The organism is Flagellimonas halotolerans, from assembly GCF_035818535.1.
Lineage (GTDB): Bacteria > Bacteroidota > Bacteroidia > Flavobacteriales > Flavobacteriaceae > Flagellimonas > Flagellimonas halotolerans.
The window spans coordinates 59,962-80,665 of sequence record NZ_JAYKYV010000007.1 but is presented as its reverse complement, the minus strand read 5'-3'; the positions used below and the strand labels follow the sequence as shown (position 1 = coordinate 80,665).

17 protein-coding genes are annotated in these 20,704 nt (G+C 43.5%); 9 read left to right on the top strand and 8 right to left on the bottom strand.

What is annotated here, in order from left to right:
* Positions 1-2 precede the first annotated feature (2 nt).
* The 5 genes from thrC to VM932_RS10000 all read left to right on the top strand — a co-directional run bounded on the left by thrC (position 3) and on the right by VM932_RS10000 (position 4,425).
* Complete coding sequence (gene thrC, locus VM932_RS10020) at positions 3-1,298, top strand: threonine synthase (protein WP_326278674.1); 1,296 nt, start codon at positions 3-5, stop codon at positions 1,296-1,298.
* A gap of 101 nt (positions 1,299-1,399) precedes the next feature.
* Positions 1,400-2,488, top strand: a complete 1,089-nt coding sequence (gcvT, locus tag VM932_RS10015; RefSeq protein ID WP_326278673.1) for a glycine cleavage system aminomethyltransferase GcvT — start codon at positions 1,400-1,402, stop codon at positions 2,486-2,488.
* A gap of 7 nt (positions 2,489-2,495) precedes the next feature.
* Positions 2,496-3,314: a sugar nucleotide-binding protein gene (locus VM932_RS10010; RefSeq protein ID WP_326278672.1), complete on the top strand. Its 819-nt coding sequence runs from the start codon at positions 2,496-2,498 to the stop codon at positions 3,312-3,314.
* Between the two features lie 48 nt (positions 3,315-3,362).
* Positions 3,363-3,644 carry a 4a-hydroxytetrahydrobiopterin dehydratase gene (locus VM932_RS10005; RefSeq protein ID WP_326278671.1) on the top strand — a complete coding sequence of 94 codons (282 nt, stop codon included), beginning with the start codon at positions 3,363-3,365 and terminating at the stop codon, positions 3,642-3,644.
* 70 nt (positions 3,645-3,714) lie between these two features.
* Positions 3,715-4,425 carry a YebC/PmpR family DNA-binding transcriptional regulator gene (locus VM932_RS10000; RefSeq protein ID WP_326278670.1) on the top strand — a complete coding sequence of 237 codons (711 nt, stop codon included), beginning with the start codon at positions 3,715-3,717 and terminating at the stop codon, positions 4,423-4,425.
* 42 nt (positions 4,426-4,467) lie between these two features.
* Here VM932_RS10000 and VM932_RS09995 read toward each other — a convergent pair whose 3' ends face one another.
* The 5 genes from VM932_RS09995 to tnpA form a co-directional block, all read right to left on the bottom strand.
* Entirely contained in the window at positions 4,468-4,719 is a 252-nt protein-coding gene (locus VM932_RS09995) for a hypothetical protein (protein ID WP_326278669.1), read from the bottom strand.
* Between the two features lie 3 nt (positions 4,720-4,722).
* Entirely contained in the window at positions 4,723-5,418 is a 696-nt protein-coding gene (locus VM932_RS09990; RefSeq protein ID WP_326278668.1) for an RloB family protein, read from the bottom strand.
* On the bottom strand, positions 5,403-6,695 hold the full coding sequence (locus VM932_RS09985) for an AAA family ATPase (protein WP_326278667.1): 1,293 nt from the start codon (positions 6,693-6,695) through the stop codon (positions 5,403-5,405). The genes VM932_RS09990 and VM932_RS09985 overlap by 16 nt, the downstream gene beginning before the upstream one ends.
* 1,014 nt (positions 6,696-7,709) lie before the next feature.
* Positions 7,710-9,863 carry a 2OG-Fe(II) oxygenase gene (locus tag VM932_RS09980; protein WP_326278666.1) on the bottom strand — a complete coding sequence of 718 codons (2,154 nt, stop codon included), beginning with the start codon at positions 9,861-9,863 and terminating at the stop codon, positions 7,710-7,712.
* A gap of 186 nt (positions 9,864-10,049) precedes the next feature.
* The gene (gene tnpA, locus VM932_RS09975) at positions 10,050-10,487 is read right to left on the bottom strand and encodes an IS200/IS605 family transposase (RefSeq protein WP_326278665.1); all 438 of its coding nucleotides are present in this window, start codon (positions 10,485-10,487) and stop codon (positions 10,050-10,052) included.
* Positions 10,488-10,983: 496 nt separating this feature from the next.
* Here tnpA and VM932_RS09970 point away from each other — a divergent pair, with 496 nt between their 5' ends.
* The 3 genes from VM932_RS09970 to VM932_RS09960 all read left to right on the top strand — a co-directional run bounded on the left by VM932_RS09970 (position 10,984) and on the right by VM932_RS09960 (position 12,880).
* Positions 10,984-11,430: a MauE/DoxX family redox-associated membrane protein gene (locus VM932_RS09970; RefSeq protein WP_326278664.1), complete on the top strand. Its 447-nt coding sequence runs from the start codon at positions 10,984-10,986 to the stop codon at positions 11,428-11,430.
* The gene (locus tag VM932_RS09965) at positions 11,427-12,527 is read left to right on the top strand and encodes a hypothetical protein (RefSeq protein ID WP_326278663.1); all 1,101 of its coding nucleotides are present in this window, start codon (positions 11,427-11,429) and stop codon (positions 12,525-12,527) included. Before VM932_RS09970 ends, VM932_RS09965 begins: the two co-directional genes overlap by 4 nt.
* 89 nt (positions 12,528-12,616) lie before the next feature.
* A complete protein-coding gene (locus tag VM932_RS09960) occupies positions 12,617-12,880 on the top strand; it encodes a DUF6520 family protein (protein WP_326278662.1) in 264 nt (87 codons plus the stop codon).
* A 53-nt stretch (positions 12,881-12,933) separates the two neighbouring features.
* On the opposite strand, the gene VM932_RS09955 is transcribed toward VM932_RS09960, so the two are convergent.
* The 3 genes from VM932_RS09955 to VM932_RS09945 all read right to left on the bottom strand — a co-directional run bounded on the left by VM932_RS09955 (position 12,934) and on the right by VM932_RS09945 (position 19,620).
* Positions 12,934-15,030 carry a zinc-dependent metalloprotease gene (locus VM932_RS09955; protein ID WP_326278661.1) on the bottom strand — a complete coding sequence of 699 codons (2,097 nt, stop codon included), beginning with the start codon at positions 15,028-15,030 and terminating at the stop codon, positions 12,934-12,936.
* Between the two features lie 151 nt (positions 15,031-15,181).
* A complete protein-coding gene (locus VM932_RS09950) occupies positions 15,182-16,579 on the bottom strand; it encodes a RagB/SusD family nutrient uptake outer membrane protein (protein WP_326278660.1) in 1,398 nt (465 codons plus the stop codon).
* Between the two features lie 11 nt (positions 16,580-16,590).
* Positions 16,591-19,620, bottom strand: a complete 3,030-nt coding sequence (locus tag VM932_RS09945) for a SusC/RagA family TonB-linked outer membrane protein (RefSeq protein WP_326278659.1) — start codon at positions 19,618-19,620, stop codon at positions 16,591-16,593.
* Positions 19,621-20,353: 733 nt separating this feature from the next.
* On the opposite strand from VM932_RS09945, the gene VM932_RS09940 reads away from it, so the two are divergent.
* Positions 20,354-20,662, top strand: coding sequence for a hypothetical protein (locus tag VM932_RS09940; RefSeq protein ID WP_326278658.1), 309 nt, complete (start codon positions 20,354-20,356; stop codon positions 20,660-20,662).
* The last annotated feature ends 42 nt before the right edge of the window (positions 20,663-20,704 follow it).

The following is a 20,704-nucleotide window of genomic DNA, read 5'->3' as shown; positions in this document are numbered from 1 at the left end:
CCATGAAATTCCACAGTCTAAACAACCAAAATATACAAGCCTCGTTCAAAGAGGCGGTCATAGCAGGAATCGCTCCTGATAAAGGGCTTTATTTCCCAGAAAGCATCACTCCCCTTGCTGCTGATTTTTTTGAGAATATTGAAGAACTTTCCAACCACGAAATAGCATTTCAAGCCATTCATCAATTCGTGAACGAAGACATTCCAAATGGTATCTTGAAAAAAATCATCGCCAACACCTTGGATTTTGATTTTCCCGTGGTGGACATTGAAGAAAATGTTGCCACTCTGGAGCTTTTTCACGGCCCCACTATGGCCTTTAAAGATGTTGGCGCGCGTTTTATGGCCAACTGTCTTGGGTACTTTTCCCAAGGCGAAAAGCAAGATGTTACCGTTTTGGTGGCTACTTCCGGGGATACCGGTGGTGCCGTTGCCAATGGCTTTTTAGGGGTTGATGGTGTCAAGGTGGTTATCCTTTACCCTAGCGGAAAAGTGAGCGAGATTCAAGAAAAACAATTGACCACATTGGGCCAAAATATCGAGGCCATGGAAGTGGATGGCGTTTTTGACGATTGCCAACGCATGGTAAAGACCGCTTTTTTGGATGAAGAAATCACAGCACACAAAAAACTGACCTCAGCCAACAGCATCAACGTGGCCAGGTGGTTGCCCCAGCTCTTCTATTTTTTGTTTGCCTACAAACAGGCAAAATCAAAAGGAAAGGAAATTGTTTTCTCCGTACCCTCTGGGAATTTTGGAAATATCTGTGCAGGGATGGTCGCCCAAAAATTGGGAATGCCCGTCAAACATTTTGTGGCCTCCACCAATGTAAACGATGTGGTGCCCAAATTTATGGAGAATGGGGTATACAAACCGATGTCATCCATTGCTACTATTTCCAATGCCATGGATGTGGGCGACCCCAGCAATTTTGTACGGATCCGACATATGCACAAAAATGATTTAGAAACGCTCAAAGAGCACCTTTCCTCCTACGCTTTTACGGATGAAGCCACCAGGGCGGCTATGAAAGAGGTATATTCCAAAACAGGGTACGTTATGGATCCGCATGGTGCCGTTGGGTACCTTGGATTAAAGGAATATCAAAAATCCCGCCCGGATACCTATGGTATTTTCCTGGAAACCGCCCATCCTGTTAAATTTTTGGATGTGGTGGAGGGTACTTTGGGGTTGAGTCCAGAAATCCCACCTCAAATTATAAGGGTAATGCACAAACAGAAAAAGTCGCATCAAATCTCTGCATACGAAAATCTAAAATCCTATTTGCTCGATACTTAGTCGAACACTCGGCTATTTTAACAAAGCGTTGTTTAAAACATTCTTTTGGATGAAGGTGCATCTGCGGTGAAATCAATAAATTTGCTTCAAAACCAAAAGGAATGAAAAATACTGCACTTACCAAAACGCATGAGGCATTGGGGGCTAAAATGGTACCTTTTGCGGGCTATAATATGCCTGTTTCCTATGAAGGTGTAAATATTGAACATGAAACCGTTCGCAAAGGTGTGGGCGTTTTTGATGTCTCTCACATGGGGGAGTTTTTGATCGAGGGCCCAAAGGCTTTGGAACTGATCCAAAAAGTGACGACAAATGACGCTTCCAAATTGACCGTAGGAAAAGCGCAGTATAGTTGTTTGCCCAACGAAACGGGCGGAATCGTGGACGATCTAATTGTTTATAGGGTAAAAGACGAGACCTATCTATTGGTGGTGAATGCATCCAATATTGAAAAGGATTGGGACCATGTTGCAAAATATAATAAAACCATTGGTGCCGAAATGCGGAATATTTCAGATGATTATTCCCTATTGGCCATCCAAGGACCCAAGGCGGTAGAGGCTATGCAATCCATCACTTCCGTGGATTTATCCGCCATTAAGTTCTACAACTTTGTTGTAGGTGATTTTGCAGGGGTTGACCATGTAATCATATCCGCCACTGGATACACCGGTTCCGGAGGTTTTGAGATCTATTGCAAGAATTCCGAAGTGCAACAAGTGTGGGACAAAGTCTTGGAAGCTGGGGCTGATTTTGGCATTAAGCCTATTGGTTTGGCCGCCCGTGACACCCTTCGCTTGGAAATGGGTTATTGTCTTTACGGAAACGACATTGACGATACCACCTCTCCGTTTGAAGCGGGCCTGGGTTGGATTACAAAGTTCACGAAGGAATTTGTGAACAGCGAAAACTTTGCCAAAGAAAAAGCCGAAGGTCCCAAAAGAAAACTGGTAGCATTCCAAATGGAAGAGCGGGGGATCCCAAGAGCGGGATACCCTATTTTGGATACCGATGGTAACGTAATAGGAAAAGTAACCTCGGGCACCATGTCGCCATCCCTTTCCAAAGGAATCGGGCTCGGCTATGTGACCACCGAGTTTTCAAAAGTGGATACCCCTATCCATATTCAAATACGAAAAAACACTGTTTTGGCAAGCATTGTAAAATTGCCATTCTATAAAAACACCTAACTGACATTTGGATAAAAAAAAGATATTGATATTGGGAGCGAGTGGATTTGTGGGCAATGCCATATACAAAGAACTCTGCTCCTATTTTGATACTTACGGTACTTACTGCTCCAATCGTTCTTTTGCCAAGAACAAACAGTTTTTACGCTACGATATTGAGGAAGATGATATTTTTAAGGTTCTTGAAAAGGTCAAGCCAGATGTAATTGTTTCATCGCTCCGGGGAAATTTTCCCGCACAGATTCAGGCCCATCAACATTTGATGGAGTATTTGATGCAAACAGATACAAAATTGTACTTCATTTCATCTGCCAATGTTTTTGATGCCTACAGCAAGTATCCATCCTACGAGCACGACAAAACCCTATCGTTAAGTGTCTATGGACGCCTCAAAATAAAAATCGAAAACATGATGATGCGTTTGCCCAAAGGTAAAACCGCAATACTTCGTGTACCTATGGTTTTTGGAAATGCTTCGCCCCGGATCAAAGAAATAAAGGAAAACATAGCGAACAAGGAACCTATTGAGGTATTCCCGAACCTTATCATTAACGTGACCAACGATGATAGGCTTACACAACAAATCCACTACCTTATCAATAGAAACAAAACAGGCATATATCATTTGGGCAGTAACGATCTTATCCAACATGAGGAATTCATCAAGGAGGTCATTGAACATTTGGGAAATTATCACCCGATTTACAAAAGGGTCTACACCACCAACGAGGATAGATATTTGGCCGCTTTGCCCAAGGACAACATTTTGCCCAGAAACCTGCGCATCAGTTGCCAAGAAATTATAGAGCACCATCTCCCGGTATAGTTTTCTTTTGATCACTTATTTGGTTATCTTCTGGAAAAATGAAGATGTATGAAAAAGTTGACCACCAATGAAATTGCAGAAGCCTTGAAAAACTTATCGGGTTGGGCCTTAAAGGATGATATGATCGAGAAAACCTTCACTTTCAAAGATTTTAAAGAGGCTTTTGCTACAATGACGCACATTGCCTTTGAATGTGAAAAACAAAACCATCATCCCAACTGGGAAAATGTCTACAACAGCCTCACGATCAAACTAAGCACGCACGATGCCGACGGGCTTACCCAAAAAGATATCGACCTGGCAAAATCCATAGATGAAATAGTTGGGTAGCCCAGCCCTATTCATCTTGACAAAGGGGCTTTTTTTGCTAAATTTGCCATCATCCAGAATTTAAGATTATATGGGAAGAGCGTTCGAATTTAGAAAAGCACGAAAAATGAAGCGTTGGGCAGCCATGTCCAAAGCCTTTACACGTATTGGGAAAGATATTGTTATGGCCGTTAAAGAAGGTGGCCCCGACCCCGATGCCAATTCCAAGCTACGTGCCGTAATTCAGAATGCCAAGTCCGTAAACATGCCCAAGGACAATATTGAGCGTGCCATTAAAAGGGCTTCGGACAAAAGTCAGGGCGATTACAAAGAAGTGCTTTTTGAAGGCTACGCACCCCACGGTATTGCTATTTTAATCGAAACGGCCACCGACAATAATACACGGACCGTGGCCAATATCCGAAGCTACTTTAACAAATGCAACGGAAGTTTGGGCACATCGGGCTCTGTTGAATTCATGTTCGACCATACCTGCAACTTTACCATCAACGGAGAGGGCATCGACCCCGAAGAACTGGAATTGGAAATGATTGATTTTGGTGCCGAAGAAGTATTTGTGGATGAGGACGGCATTCATATTTATGCACCTTTTGAAAATTTTGGTGCCATTCAAAAAGAATTGGAATCGAGAGCGATTGAAATTGTTTCCTCTGGTTTTGACCGCATTCCACAAGTAACCAAAGAACTCAATGAAGAAGAAATGGCCGATGTAGATACACTTCTGGAAAAAATCGAAGAGGACGATGATGTGCAGAACGTGTTTCACAATATGAACATGTAGGTATATATCTGATATTCAATTATTTACATATTAATCTGAATATTAAGTTTGTGCATCATACATTACATTTTTGGAAGAGTTTACACAGCTTAACAAAAAAGCATAACTAGCTTTAATGCAGTTATTTATAGATTTACCAAAGAAAAAAGGTCTTTGGACAGGAAATTCGGAAAGACCAAATCCTTCGAATTCAAGGTCCGTGATTGATTTCTCAATATTCTCCAACCTTTCAGGACTATCTCCTATATCTAAAAGTCCTGCTTGTAAAAGAGGTTGTAAAAATTTGTTTTCCATAATCTAATCTATTGTAGTTAATGTCTTTAATTCTTCTATTAATTTGTATACCATCGTACAAGGATTATGATTGGCATAATCCTGTCGCTGTCCATACTTTTCTGACAACCTCTTTCCATTTCGGATAGCATCTTCTTGGCTACCATATTCCTTAAGAAGTGCATACATCTGTTCATTATTTTTTTCATATCGGAATACCTCCCCTAAAACAGGTTTGAGATTGTTCTCGATCAGTTCCTTAAAATCCTTTCTGAGTATAGCATTTTCGTAATATTGAAAATGTAGCAAGTACCAAAGTTCAAATGCTTCATTGCTCCAAGCACATCCAATATCATCATTCCCACAACGCTGAATAGCGGCATTAAAATCCTGTGATGAAAAACTGTCCTTGTCGAACACAACCCAAAGCTTATCTACCTGTCGGGTGTTGCTCTTTTCGTAAACTCCTTTTAACCGCAAAGCTTCATCCACCAAAGATTGGGTATTCCTGCCCGTCCCTTCAATATCTATTTGGTATGCGGTCAACACACCTTTAGGCAAATCCTGTTTTAGTCCTTCAAAATAGTTAGGTTCCGTCGCTTCACCCTCGCATACAATGAGGTAATACTTACGCTTGTTTCGGATGTTCTTCTTCCGTTTTTGCTCTTCCCTTGCAAATCGTTTTAACCGTTCATTCGGGATTTTTATTTTTCTTGCCATCCTGTTACTACGTTTGAAAGGTTGCCTATAAACGGAATTGCTCCGTAACGTCCTTCTATATAATCTTTCTCGAATGAACGATCCTTGCGAATCGTTTTTCCTTCTTCCTTATATTCCACTAAGGAATACATATCCGAAGCACCATATTGGTCCTTTTCCACAAAATAAATCTGGTCCCTTCGGTAATTACCATAGTACAATAAGTTCGTGTCGTGCGTGGCAAAAATGAGCTGTGCATTATTGGGATTGAATTGCTTCGAGTTAAAGAGCCGGGTGACCGCAAGTGTCAATAATGGATGTAAGCTGGCATCAAGTTCATCTACAACCAATATGCCACCATCATTTAAAACATCAAATACAGGCCCGGAAATATTAAATATTTTGTTTGTGCCGGAGGATTCCTGACTACGCATATCAAATTCTACATCGCCGACAGCTTTACCTTGATCATTATATTTCTTATGTATGGTTTTTATATCAATTTTATATGCCCCTTCTAAATCAGTTACTAATTGTCTCACAAGGCTTTCCGGCATATCATTGGGAAGCTCTTTGGCATCAAAAGGCTTTTTATTGATAGCTATATCATCAAACCCCAAATCCAGTCTTTTATAAAAATTAAGTAGCTTGGAACTTGTATGTTTGTCCTCCAGCATCCCAAATGTCACACCTTTGTATCCTTCATGGGTTAACCCAGAAATGGTAATGAAGTTATCAAACCATTTCATGATCTTTTTGGCAATCTTTCCATTAAACTGGTCTGCTACAGCCAGAAATAGCGCATTATCGCGGGTACGCTCTTCCAGATCTTTCCCTTCGGGAAAATTCCTGGTTACTTCGATACCGTCATATTCGCGAAGAAACATGGCTTTCTCTGCATTTTTTGGTGCTTCAAAAAGCCATTCGGCATGCACTTGCCTATCATCCACTTCAAAACCATATCTATATCGAACGTTATCAATGATAAAAATGGCCTCAAAGAGAGAGGGAGCCTTTTCAGTTTCTGTACTTAATAAAAATGGGGTCACGTCCAACTCATCTGCAGATGATTGATCAAAAGATTGCAGGACCAAACGTCTCATTGTGGACATGGCGCGGACAAAGTTACTTTTGCCACTGGCATTGGCTCCATATATCACGGCTCCTTTCAACAAATCCCTACGCTCGGTAGAGAATATATTCGTGTCTATATGCTCTTTTATAGAGGTTGCGGCAAGACTCAGCGTTGTTTTAGCTTTGAATGAAAGAAAATTGCCTACTGAAAATTCGAGTAACATATTTTTATATTTATGAGAATTTTTCTCAAAAATACAAATAATTAAATCACTAATAGTCTTTTATTGAGATAATTTCTCATATTTTATGAATTTATAACCAAGTATGCGGTAGTATTCCCCATCTAATAAGCACAATGTTATTTTTACCATATGGTATAATACTTCAGAGTAAAAAATTTGGATGTGAATATCTAAACAAAAGTAGACTGATTTTGATGTTGAGTTTGTTGTGAACAGTAACATGCCTTATTGCACAAAAGTCGATTAGATTTTATCTCATAAAAAAATAATTCAATAAAAAAACGAACTAATTTCGAACTAATAAGATAAATTAAGTCTCAATTAATTAATAATCAAATTATTAATAGTGAAATAATGACAATCAGAACGTGTACCACACCATGCAGGGATAAGTACGCCCACACCCTTTAAATAAACGCAAAAGCCTCTACTTGAAATAGAAGCTTTTATTATTTATAATAATTATAGGCTGGAATTTCATTGACACTACGATCAGAAACGGGTTCGAGTCCCGTACTCTCCACCAAACCGTCGATTGAAAAGTATTTTCTTTTGACGGTTTTATTTTCACCAGTAGCTGATTATCAATACACAAAAATTCTTTCAACGTTTCTGAAGAAATTGCCCGATTTATGAAGCTGAAAAAGGGAAAGGGCTTTCATAAATTTATTAATACAATAAATAACAATGCATTAAGGTCAAAAAAAAACAATTTAAACTCACTTTGGTTCGATAAATCCGGGGAGGTCAGCTAGCTGGAAACGAACCGCCATAAAATACTGGTAAATAGAGGCCTAAATATATCTAAAGGCTTTTTCTGCTATAAAAACCACCTATTTAGAGAGTTTTCACAAGAAAACAGAAACACACCGAACCAATGAAACATCCTCCCCCAATCTTTCGCTCGACTTTCTCAATCACCTGCTTTCCTCTTTAATTTGGAGCATTGTAGATTCCCACATCTCTTATGCGAGTATCCTTATCCGTATCTGCTTATTTCATATTCTCTAACAACGCCGCGTCCTTATGCCAGCTTTTCATCAAGCGGTTATAAGCATCTTGTGTCTTGGTAATACGAAGTATATGTGGCGAACCTTTTTTGATGGTTTCGGTCTTCAAATCAATGACCACATTTTTTATAGCCAACTCCATTTTACTTCTTTCACTCTGATTTTTACGAAAATCAAAGACCGTTTCATCGGGTGATTCCAAAAATGTTTTTAATATTTTCCATTGTGCGCTATATCCGGTTGTGTCGGGTATCGGGCGGCTCCAATCGGCAGGTGGTTGTGGTTTGTTATCTATGCGTTGTTGCAGGTATTCACGACAAAATGAAAGTAGTTTTTCTGTAAATTCTGATGATTCTGCAGTTAGTAATTTCGGAACCAGCATATTGTGTATGTATTCCCATTGTGTGTTTTTTGTAAGGGCTTCAACAATTGTTTTTACCCATTCTTTTTCGGTTGGAATTTGCGCCAGCTGAAACAAATCGGAAAGTGCTGCTGCACTGATTCCCCGTTTAGTATTGGCATACAACTTTTTAAAGTGATCGGGCAACAATGCTATTTGTTGCAAGGTTATAGATTTTAGGGTGCCGGTATCTATCATTGTGTTTAGTACGCCAAGCAATTTTTCCAGAACCGGAAATGTAATGTCGCCCACAATTTTTTCAAACACTATTGTTGTGTTCTCAACAGGCAGAAATTGAAAGAGTTTAACCCAGTGGTCCGAATCTATTTTCTCAAAAAAGAATTGTAAACGCTCCTGGTCCAATTTCGTCAAAAAGACCTTTTCATTTCTATTAACAAGCCAGTCGGCTACAGCGTTGAAGTTTTCTTTTTCATCCGACCGGGACCTCCCCTTTAATCCCTCGGTTAACATATCTTTCACTGACGCAACTTCTGCATCGCTAATTTTCTGTGCACGGTTAAAAAAGGTGATCCAGTTGAGTTGCGTTGCCGCATTTTGGGCATACAGTAATTCTGCGTTCATCTCCGGCGACCAAATCATTACCGCTCCATAGTGGTACCAATGCATTATGTCAGGGCCATAATTGCCCATATAACCCGTAGATTCTTTTATGAGAGGTTCTCCTTCGTTAAGAGGAAAGGAAGTCAACAATTCGTCTTCTTCAAAATTTATCTCATCGAAAGCCGGCAGTTCGTTTTCCAGCCAGTGTTCTATGGACAAGTATTCTTCATATACCTCTCCCATTTCAGTGTTCTCTTCATCATCATAATATCCGTCATATTCCGGAGTTCCGGCAAGATAAGAAGTAACCAGACACAATTTTGCATAATATCCCGCCTGTTTTGCTGCCAGTAGAAGAGCTTCAGTTTTAGCGCGGTCGTTCAGTTTTAATGCATCTTCCGAAAAGTTTTTGGGAGTGTATTGATGCCCGAGTAAGATGATATAAGGATTATTCGGAGTATTGTTTTCAACAAATAATCCGGCGAGCCTGCCAGCGTAGCTTTGCAAAGATTGCGGTTCGATTTTTTTTCCTGCCTTTTGTTGTACAAGATTATATACCAGGCAAACACGATGGCCAGAAGTAAGCAGTTTTACCTCGTGATCGCAATCTGCATAAAAAGCGGCGTAGTTTAAGGTATGACCGGGATTTGCATTGGCAAAATCGGCGGTTACCTCATTTCCATCAAAACGAATTACCAATTCGCCGCCGGTGTATTGGGAAGGCAAACCAATGACGAGCGAACCAAACATTCCCTTTTCTTTTTCCGAATCTTTGTGCGATAGAAAGAAATCGCCTTCTTCGTAAATAAGCAGTTTATAAAGATGTGCCGTAACGGTATAATCTTCCAGCCCGAGGTCGGTTTTGATGTTTTTGATGGCTTTTCCTAAAAACCCGTTCCAGTTCGGATTGTTGAAATGTAGTTTATCGGCATCAATTTCCCAGGCACTCCGCACGTTATTGTCCACTATGGTTTGGCTACCTTTTCCAAAGGGTGCTTTGTGGGCAACCTGTATTAACGCCTTTGCCTGAAATTGATTTATCGGATAGGCTACTTCACCCACCGTTTCTACCTCCAGACCGGGAAATATAAAATCAGCTGTGCGGATACTTGCAAATTTTCCACTGCCTTTGATGTCTTGTAAGCAGATAAGGATATTTTTCTTTAGTTGATTCATCTGTTCTTTTTTGTTTGTTTTTCATAGGTCATGCTTCGACAAGCTCAGCACAAGGATGGAATGCCCTGTTGACCATATCGGTTGGTGTCCAAAAATTCGCTTATGGGCATTTTATAATGCCTAAAAACTAAACCACTATGGACTTGAGGTCCATAGGTTCAAAAACATAGGACAAGAATGAAATTCTTATTCCAAAATAATTTTATCATCATCCATATTGGACGGATTGCGATGATGTTCAAGGTAATCCTCGACCATCTTGTCGGTGATGTTGCCCGTGCTCCATACCCCATATCCAATGGCCCAAAAGTGCCGGCCCCAGTACTTCTTGGAAAGCCTGGGGAATTCCTCCTGAAGACGGCGGGAAATCCTGCCCTTAAGGCGTTTCACCAAGTCGCTCACCTTCTGGGAGGGACGGTAATCAATATGTATGTGTACATGGTCCTTACTTATGACCCCCTTGAGAATCCGTACATCTTCCGAATCGCAAATCTGTTTGACAAGATCACGGCACCTGACCTGGACATCCCCCGTGAGCACGTGATATCGATACTTGGTGACCCATACCATATGGGCCGTCAACCACGATACAGTATCACCCGACCTTCTCTGCTCATTTCCCATAAAACGAATATAGGAAATGTGTAGCAACTAAAAGCCTTGCACTAAAGTGCATAGTTTTAACTAACGATTGTGACCAATAAAAACTTGGATGGATAGGGAATGTAGGGCTTCCCTCCAATATGGATATTATATATTTCGATTGGAATAGGATCTTTCGTACCAGGGCTCAAAGAAGAAACCCAAGTTCAAAACTATTGGGAGCCTTGTTGATCTGGTCCATTCCACTTTGATTAAATAGCCCGTATGATTTCTTTAACGGTCATGGGACAATAAGTTGTATTAATATGACAGTGTGGATCCAAATCCATTTGATGAAGGGATTCACGGAAGGTACACCGATGAAAAAAAATGCAAATAGTCGGATTTTGACATCAGATTGTCGGATTTTGCCATTTTCTATTTCGTTGGCCTTGAATAACTTCGTAGTCAATTTCGTTCGTTAAGATATTTTTTAGATTCACCAAAAACGGTATTTATCCCAAGAGACCCACAAACTATGAAACTGTTCCACATCCATAAGAAAAATGTTGTTGCCGCCATTGCGGTATTGTTCATTTTTCTGTTTGTGTATGCCGCAACAAGTAAGTTATGGGATTTCGGGCAGTTCAAAGTGCAGTTGGGACAGTCTCCCATTCTAACGGCATACGCCGAATGGGTAGCTTGGGGCGTTCCCGGCATAGAGTACCTTCTTACCCTGCTATTGGTGCTGAACCCTACCCGGCACCTGGCATTTTTTGGGTCCTTGGCACTGATGACCATGTTCACCACCTATATTATTTTGGTGCTCAACTTTAGTGACTACATCCCTTGTTCCTGTGGGGGTGTTCTCGAAGACCTGGGGTGGAACGAACATATCCTGTTCAACCTGTTTTTCATTGCCCTTTCGATAGTGGCCATTCTCCTGACAAGGGGTGATCGAACCCATCAAACACAGATATCATGATCACAAACAATATCTATATAAAACTACTGGGGACCATTTGCTTGAGTATTGGCTTGGTGGTCATCGTGTTTCTGTCCTCAGAAAGGCAAGTACACCGCAACAATGCCTTTACCCGGAGGTATCCCCCGCACCCAGTGGTCAAACAGTATGATCTGGACATTGGGTTTAACTCCTACTATATTGCTGGCCTTGACAAGGATATGCTTTATCTTGGCAATAGAACATCTCCTTGGCACCTGCTTCAGGTAAATCTGGAAACCAAGGACACCTCCCATATCCAATTAGCCCCCCGCTCCCATACGTTGGAATACCGAGCCATCAAGGTCGAGGTATTGCCGCCCTATTTTTTTGTCATGGACGGCACCATGCCCATTATTCTTCGGGGAAAAATCGGGGAATGGCTGGCCGACCCATGGATGAGGGAACAAGCCTATTTTAACAAGGCCATTCCCATTGACAGTAACACCATCTATATCAGGACCACCCATGCTACCACCCATCGATCTACTTTGGGATTGATCCAAAAAAAGGGGGAACATATCAAAGTGCAATTGGACACTACATTATTGCAAGCGCAGATTGACGGTGTATTTGATGTGGACGGCCTATTGGCAAAAGACCTGTCGGGCACAAAGTTGGGGTATGTGTACTATTACCGAAACCAATTTTTCACCATGGACAGCATCCTTGCCTCCCTTTCTCGCCAACGTACCATTGATACCGTACAAAGGGCACAATTAAAAATTGCATCCAAGGGCAATAGTGGTCGCACTATACTGGCAGCTCCTCCCCTATATGTCAATCGAACGGCTGCCATGTCAAAGCATTTAATACTGGTACTGTCCCAGCGTCTAGGCAGGAATGAAAGCAAGGAATTATTGGGGCAGGCCTCTATTGTCGATGTTTATGACCATACCAAAAACACCTATGAATTTAGTTTTTACCTGTACGATATCGACAAGCACAAGGTTCGGGAATTTACGGTCGGCCAAAATCGTATCATCGCACTGATCGAAGACCATCTCTCGGTTTACCTTATGACCGATCGTTATTTCAATGCCGTACCATCAAGAGAAACTGAGCGCCAAATGCCTTAGACAAACTACTGGCCAGTAGCGGGGGAAGATCGAAAACCCGTAAACAGAGTAGATCATCACTTTAATATTTTATCATTATGAAAAAAAGAATGATCAAATTAGTAATTCCAGCTTTGGCAATCATCTTTGCCATTGCCACCAGTGCCTTTACCTCCTTGAACACGACCGATGCCAAGGATGGAACTACCATAACCGGATATATACAAACGCTCAATGACCCATGTAAGGACATCCAAGTTGATTGTCAATATGAAGGTACCGTTCAATGTGAAACGGAAGAATTGATTCCTGTATATGATTTTAACAGCCACGGTACCGCTTGTAATGTGCCATTGTTCAAAATTCAGTCTTAATAGCTGAGACCAAGGGAAAGGGAGCATGCTCCCTTTCCTTTTTTATACCTCATTTATATCCCCTCCTCCAACCATTGTACACAACGCAGTACATGACCCGATCGACCATCACTTTTTCTTAATTTCCTTTGAAGCGTTTGTAATAGTTCATGGCCTTTGGCCGCAAAAACATCCTTGGCCGATTCACTGTAATAATACCACATATATCTATTATCCATCTTCTTTTCTTTCAAGGACTTCATGATTGTTTTGATATAGTTTTTTTGAAGTTCTTTTCTATAACGGTCTCCCGTCAATACTTTGGAAAACAGTACCTGTTGCACCCGATCCACTACCGATTCCATCAAGGTTTCATCGCCTAGGATATCCTCAAGCTTCTCCAACCGCTTCATCCTAAAGGAATCCAATAGTTCTTCAAGAAGCTTCTGCTGATACCCTCCCATCACATCTTGATTTGTGGAATAACGCATCCCCTCCAAACATTTGGGATCCACCAACCATTTGGGCGGTGAAAAGGCATTCTCCAGCAAAAAGTCCAATGCCTCCCTTTGCTGTTCCAAGGAAATGCTTCGATAGATCTCACCACCATTGAAATCCAGATGATTCTGTTCGACGTATCCGCCCACCAACGAGATGACATGTCGCATTTGCTCATACCATAGGTCCAAAACCTTATCATAGCGGCGAAGGACCGTTTCATGGTCCAAAACGGTACCCTTGTCTTCATATAAAATGTCCAATACCCGTCTAATATTTTGAAGGCCCAAGCGCGTACTGGCAATGGGATTGTCATTTTCGACCACTTCATTGGTTTGTCCAGGGCCAAAAATCTCCGCACCTAACTGAGTGTGACGGTACCAGGGTATAGTATCTTGTCGGCGTATCAAAGCTTCCAAATAGGGAAGTTCCTCTTCAGGTGTTGTGGCTTCGGGAAACTCACGGTACCCCCATTCGATATAGTATCTATCCGTCGGCCCTACCTTTTGATGGAGCCATTTCGGGGGAATACCATCGGTCGGCTGCACCAGATAATTCTGTCTGGCATAGGTCATGACACTTGGGGTATGCCCCATCTTTTTCAACCAATCAAGATCCCGCATTTTTTCAAAGGGATAAGCAAATTCCCCATAATTCGCATCTCTAACACCAAAGGCATGTCCAGCTTCATGGGCCGTCACACTTTGGAGCAGTTCCCCCATCAGCTCCTCTGGTATGGTCTTTTCCCTTACCCGTATATCCAAAGGAGCACACCTTACATAGTATTGTTCAAATAAGGACATAAAGTCATTGATTACGATATCGCATTTGAGTATTTCCCCTGAACGCTGATCGACCACCAAATTAACCGTGGAACCGGATTGCAGCTCTTTTCCCCGAATCCCGATACGGTTGTTCCATTTGATCATGGAATACTTCATGCCGATAGGATCCTGATACTCTTTCTCCCGATTAAACTCCCTGACTTCAATGGCATTGGTAAAGCCTGCCGCTTCAAAAGCGGGCAACCATTCCAAAACCCCGGCAGTGATATAGGGTTTCCATGTATCGGGCATCTTGGGATCCAGATAGAATACAATGGGGGCCACGGGATCGCTCAACCTACGGCCCGGATACTTTTTCTTGAGTCGCCAACGCATGATACTCCCCTTTCCCGATATATAGTTGCCAGCATGTTGCTCAAAGTGAAACCCCATACGTTTATCATATAACCTGGGACGCATTGGCTTGGGCAGTATAAAGAAGCTGAAATCCACAGCTTTGGTCGTTTCCTTTCCACCTTCGTGTACCATCAGTTGGGTTTGGACCAAAATTTCATCCTTCGATGAGCTGTACCGATCGATATAGGATTCGTTCCGTATGACGTCCTCATGTCCAAATTTCTTTAAATAGGATTGACCACTCAACAAAAATCCGGATATATCAATGGTAACCCCCTCTCCTTGACCAGGTATATTCAGCATGGAAAAGACACCCAATACCTGTGGTATGACCCCATTTTTACTCTGGGTAGGAATCACTACCCCGGTGAGTGATCTGACCGGTAGGGCCTGCATGATAAGCTTATTGCCCCTGCGTTCCCATTCGACATGTATCCCATCCCTGCCATGGCGCACATGGAGCATGGGCCTATCCAAGAGACTCTCATCCATTCGGAGCAACAATCGATTACCGTCCTTTCGAATATCCCATGGTTTAGCCTGCCCCCTTAGGGAGCAGGCTGTGGCTAAAACAAAAAAAACAACTAAGAACGTCGCCCTGAAGGTCGCACGCCTTTTCATCATCCTATGGAGTATCTCAAGTTCAATAGCCTTCATTTTGCGGGGACAGGTTAGGGTTCAACAAAAGCTCGGATTCGGGAATGGGCAGCAGTGCATCGGTAGCTTCCCAATTGTCCTTGATCGGCCCGAGCACCCCACTCGCCCTTCCCGTTCGCTTGAGATCAAAAAAACGATGTCCCTGCTCCGAGAAGAGCTCTATCCGGCGTTCCTGTTCCACAGCAGATAGCAAGCTGTTCTTATCGCCCCCGGCCAATGGGACCAAACCGGCGCGGGACCTGATGGCATTGAGGTAATAAAGGCCTTCCGAAAGTCTATCCAATTGAATGGAGGCCTCTGCTGCTATCAGATAGACTTCCGCCAATCGAAACAGTATGGAATATTCCTCCGTCCGATCTGTGGGTGCCGTTTCTTTGTACTTATAGGGATAGTACCAAGTATCCTCCCCATCGCTGACCGAACCCACCCAGGCATTGAAACGCGCATCGTTCTCCTCAAAATCAGCAATCAAAAATGGTGATAGTGCTGAATTGGGCGGGGGCGTGGTCTCAAACACGAAGGTAAAGGCCTCTCGAGTATTGATACCATCCGAGATCGGCCCCAAATGCCATAAGGTCTCCGGACTGTCCCCGAGAAACACTTCTCCGACATCCAAGGCCAATGCGTATCCGCCATGATCGATCAGATCGACCGCCTCGGTCTGGGCAAGTTCCCATTGACCTTGATAGAGATAGGTCCGGGCCAATAATGCCGAGGCCACCCAATAATTGGGACGCAGTGTATTCCCGGTTTCCATGGTCAACAAGTCCTTGGCCCGCTTAAGGTCATCCACCATCCGCTGGTGCACATGATCGATTTCATTCCGCTGTATATTGGTGTTCACGGTATAATCGGAACTTTCCACGTAGGGTATCTCCCCATAGAGCTGATACAAGTAGAAATGCAACAAGGCCCTTAAAAAATGGGCCTCCCCCAAAAAACGGTCCTTATCCGTATCCAGTAAGGTATCCGATGCTCCGACCCCTTCAATGATCCGGTTAATGGCATATATCAAGGTATAGGAAGCCGTCCACCAATTGTCCACATTGGTATCCGTCGCCAATAAATTGTTTTCATAGAAATACCCCACGTTTGACAAACTGGGATTGTGGAGATCGAATTCATCGGCATAATGCCCCAATAGATAAGACATGCCATCGATATTGCCTTTGAAGGGAGACTCATCCCTTAACTCGGCATAGATATTGGCCAAAGCGGCATCCACTGTGGATGGATTCTGAAAGACCACTTCGCCCGTCAGTTGATTGTTGGGCAGGTCAACATCCACAAAATCTTCACAACCCCATAGCATCCCCAATAGGAGGAAGCATCCCAGCAATAGAGAGGGAATTGACTTAACCAGTATGGATTTTCTTAGTTTCATGATCATCATTTTTAAAAGGTTATTTGTGTCCCCAGAGTAATAAATCGCAAGGCCGGAACCGTTCCGTTCGATCGGATTGCCGGATCTAAACCATTGTATCCGGTAATGGTCAACAGGTTTTGCCCCCTGAGGAACAAAAGGCAACCGACTCCATTATCTTGTTTGGAGGACAGCTGATAGGAAAGGGAAAGGTTCTTTAGACGAATGAACGAAGCATCCGATATGGCTGCATCACTTTGGCTATGGTTGGTATTGGCCGTTCTGGCCTCCTGTGAGCTGGATGTGGCAAACCGTTGTACCTCCACCTGATCTCCAATGGTCTGCCAACGTTGCAAGACTTCCCGAGGTTGGTTGAACATCCGCCCGGGCATGGCTCCCCTCCCCCAAAGGTTATAGCCCAACTGCTTGGTGAACTGGAACAGTATGTCCATGGAAAACTTACGGTACACCAAACTATTGGTCAATCCACCAAAATATTTGGGGGACAGATCACGAAGCACTTGCTTGTCCTCCACACTGGAAATGTTCCCATCCCCGTTGAAATCGGTAAATTCATAGAGTCCCGTTTCGGGGTCGACCTGTTCCATTTGATAGACCTTGGTAATGCCCAAGGGCTCCCCGATCACAAATCGGTTGGCGTAGGTGGAACCTTCCAGATCGGGAAAGGCCACCAATCTGTTCTTGGGAAGTGTCAAGTTCAGGGATGTGGACCACTGGAATGCATCCGAACGGAGATTGACGGCATGCAGTCCCAACTCCCAACCGGTGTTCTCCACCGTAGCGTCCAAATTGGCATTGATACTGGAAAAACCGGTCGTGGCCGGCAAGGGAATCCCCACCAATTGATTGGAGGAACGATTGCGGTAATGCGCCGCATTGAGCATCACACGATCGTTGAAAAGACCAAGGTCGAGGGCAAACTCAAGCTTTTTGTTGGATTCCCAACTAAAGTCAGGGTTGAACAAACGGGTGGGATATAGCCCCACCACATTGGCATATTGGTCGTTACCAAAGGAATAGGTGTCCAGGTATTGGTAGTTCCCGATCTGGTCGTTCCCCGATGTCCCATAACTGGCCCTTAGTTTTCCAAAACTGACCCAGGGCAGCCCGTTGGCCATAAAATCCTCATTGGACAACACCCAAGCGGCCCCAATGGCCCCAAAATTCGAAAAGCGTTTGTCCGGGCCAAACCGGGAAGAGCCATCCCGCCTACCGGTCAAATTGAGGATATACTTCCCCTTATGGTCAACATTGATCCTGCCATATACGGCCTGATATCTATACTCCTCATAAATATCAGCGATAATGGAGAGAAATGATGCCGCTGCCCTGTTCTCTATCAAACTGTTCGTGGTAAAGCTACTGGCCGACTCCGATAACCGCACATCCTGCTGACCTTGAAATGTCATCCCCAATAAAGCATTGAACCGGGTATCGCCCAATTTTGGGGACCACGACAATTGTGGCTCCAATATCCAAGAGGTTCGCTGTCCCACATTATGCCTGGCCGATGAATAACCGGTAATGGCATCAAAGGGCGGTGCATATCTTGTGGAAGGCCATGTGTTGATTTCCTTGATATGGGTCTCGGTATAGCCCACATTGGCCGACAACTCCAAATTGTCCAGTACCCGGTATCCAATACGGGCGTTCCCCACCAAATTGGATGCCTTGGAACGGTATACCCCCTCAAGATTTGCCAAGGGATTGAGCCATGTCCTGTTCTCCCAATTCATATTTCCATTTTCATCATAGAGTTCGGGGGCATTGGGAGGCAACGAAGTAGCTGAAAGCACCAGGCCCGAAGCCGGGAGATCGTTCCTCGTGGACGAAAAGTTGGCCGATAACTGAAAACGCAAGCGATCATTATCAGACCTATGGTTCAGGTTGGCCATTGCGGATACCTTGTCATTGTGGTAATCACCTAAAAGCACATTGGTCTGCCTATGGTAATTGCCGCTGACCAAAAATTGGGTCTGGTCACTTCCTCCGGACAAGGAACCCTGGATATTGGTCAGGTAGGCGGTTTTCCCGAACAACACCTTTTGCCAATCGGTCTCCCTATCCATGTCCCAAGTGCCATTGATATCATAGGCATTGTCGGGAATGGGGTCGATGCCCTCATTGGCAAAGGCCTCCCGACGCATGGCCAAGTACTCCGATGTCCCCATCAGGTCCAAGGTGTTGCTGACCTGTCCCAGGCCAGAAAGGATATTGAACTGCACCTCGGTACGGCCCGCCTTGCCTTTTTTGGTCGTGATCAGCACTACCCCATTGGCCCCGCGGGATCCATAAATGGCCGTGGCATCCGCATCCTTTAGAATCTCGATGCTCTCGATATCGGTAGGGTTTAGGTTGTTCAAAGGACTGACCGCACCCCCCGGCAAAATGGAGGCCGAGGTCTGCTGCTCCCCGAGGCTCCCGGAGGAAAAGGGCACCCCGTCAACAATGTACAGGGGTTCGTTCCCATCGGTGCGTATACTGTTCCTCCCCCGTATTTGAATGGAGAAGTTGGCACCTGCAATACCCGAATTCTGTTGGATATCCACACCTGCCACCCTGCCCTGCAGTGCCGCCAAAGGATTGGAAATGGGCTGTTTTTCGATGTCCACCGAAGTCACTTTTTCGATACTGCCCGTGCGTTCCTTTTCTGAAACGGTATAGTAGCCCGCATTGAGCACCACCTCGCCCAATACCGTTACATCCTCCTCCAAGGAAACCAAGATATCTTCCCTGCCCGCAATGGGCACGATAAGCGTCTTGAAACCGATCATGGAAAAAATGAGCACATCATCAGGGCCTGCATTAATGGTAAAGGAACCGTCCAGACCGGACATGGTCCCGATATGCTTGGATTCCACCACAAGATTCACCCCGGCCAGGGGATTCCCAGACGTATCGGTGACAGTGCCGGATACGGTGGCCTGTGGTGGTTCCAAGACATTGCCCGCCTGCATATACGAGGCACAAAAGGGCATTAAAAAAACATATAGGAGCACAAGCAGGGATGCCCTGCGCATGCGTATTGTTATTGGTTGCATAAAAATGAGTTCTTTTGATTAAAGCGTTAGTTATTCTCCACACTGCCCTATAAGTCACGGAAAAGCCGTAACTTCCAAAAAGGACATCAAGGTTCGGACATAGGCCATCCTGCCCGGGCAAAAACATACCCAGAAATAGGATTCCTAAACCAAAAAAGACCATGGTTTCGTGATCGGGCCGGTTGCCCTAAAAGTGTGTGTGTTGATTGCGGGACAAAAGGATATCATGAACCGGAAAAATGTGTAACGTGTATCCCACAACCGTGGCCTTGGGTTTAAACGGGGTTCTTGGGCTTCTTTTTAAATAGGATATCGAACACCGAGTGCGCTGCCCCAAAAACAGGACAACAACACGGTGTGAACCCTACATAAAAAAATTGCCAAATGTTTCCCATAACCCAAAATGGTTGGGCGATGCCCCGAAAGGACCAAAGAAACCAAACGCTAAGAAAAAAGTTGGGCGTGAAACTCAACTCATTGCCATTGGGGTACTGGTATACCTTGCAACAATAAGCGAGCCCACGCCCGGGTCGTGAGCAAACTGCTTATCATCTCGTTGCAAAAATTACCAGTTTTCAATGGCGAGATTCAAAGCGAATGCTTCTAGTATTTTCCTTTTAGAAGAATCGCAAATGTATTTATAACGATGGCAATATAACAAAATTTTATAATCATTCGCTATAGCGAACAGATATTTTTTTGTTAACGGCTTTTTTTGAGTAAAACAATCAAGTTGTCAAAGGAGACTTCCAACAAAGACGAAATAAACAAAATAAATGCTTTAGTAAATAAGTATTTATGCAACTTCATTGCTAAAAAATTCTTTAGTCCATTTTGCAATCAAGATGGTCAAGAAATCTCACAAAACGAATACTCTATTGGTTGTGGAATTACATCTTCAACTCTAAGTAAAATAAAAGGTTTGGACGGTTACAATATACCAATGACAACCATTTATAGTATTTGTCGATTTGAAAATTATTCGTTGGAAGAATTCTTTTCTGAATTTGAGAAAGAATACGGTACAAACATCCGACCTTAAAAATAACGATACGCAGAACGTTTTTCATAGTATGAAAGAATA

Coding starts and splice junctions, on each gene's coding strand:
- VM932_RS09985 (WP_326278667.1), bottom strand. CDS start 6,695: ATGTTACTCGAATTTTCAGTAGGCAATTTTCTTTCATTCAAAGCTAAA.
- VM932_RS09945 (WP_326278659.1), bottom strand. CDS start 19,620: ATGCAACCAATAACAATACGCATGCGCAGGGCATCCCTGCTTGTGCTC.
- VM932_RS09965 (WP_326278663.1), top strand. CDS start 11,427: ATGATCACAAACAATATCTATATAAAACTACTGGGGACCATTTGCTTG.
- VM932_RS09990 (WP_326278668.1), bottom strand. CDS start 5,418: ATGGCAAGAAAAATAAAAATCCCGAATGAACGGTTAAAACGATTTGCA.
- VM932_RS09980 (WP_326278666.1), bottom strand. CDS start 9,863: ATGAATCAACTAAAGAAAAATATCCTTATCTGCTTACAAGACATCAAA.
- VM932_RS09955 (WP_326278661.1), bottom strand. CDS start 15,030: ATGGATGAGAGTCTCTTGGATAGGCCCATGCTCCATGTGCGCCATGGC.
- VM932_RS09970 (WP_326278664.1), top strand. CDS start 10,984: ATGAAACTGTTCCACATCCATAAGAAAAATGTTGTTGCCGCCATTGCG.
- gcvT (WP_326278673.1), top strand. CDS start 1,400: ATGAAAAATACTGCACTTACCAAAACGCATGAGGCATTGGGGGCTAAA.
- VM932_RS09995 (WP_326278669.1), bottom strand. CDS start 4,719: ATGGAAAACAAATTTTTACAACCTCTTTTACAAGCAGGACTTTTAGAT.
- thrC (WP_326278674.1), top strand. CDS start 3: ATGAAATTCCACAGTCTAAACAACCAAAATATACAAGCCTCGTTCAAA.
- VM932_RS09960 (WP_326278662.1), top strand. CDS start 12,617: ATGATCAAATTAGTAATTCCAGCTTTGGCAATCATCTTTGCCATTGCC.
- VM932_RS09950 (WP_326278660.1), bottom strand. CDS start 16,579: ATGAAACTAAGAAAATCCATACTGGTTAAGTCAATTCCCTCTCTATTG.
- VM932_RS10000 (WP_326278670.1), top strand. CDS start 3,715: ATGGGAAGAGCGTTCGAATTTAGAAAAGCACGAAAAATGAAGCGTTGG.
- tnpA (WP_326278665.1), bottom strand. CDS start 10,487: ATGGGAAATGAGCAGAGAAGGTCGGGTGATACTGTATCGTGGTTGACG.
- VM932_RS10005 (WP_326278671.1), top strand. CDS start 3,363: ATGAAAAAGTTGACCACCAATGAAATTGCAGAAGCCTTGAAAAACTTA.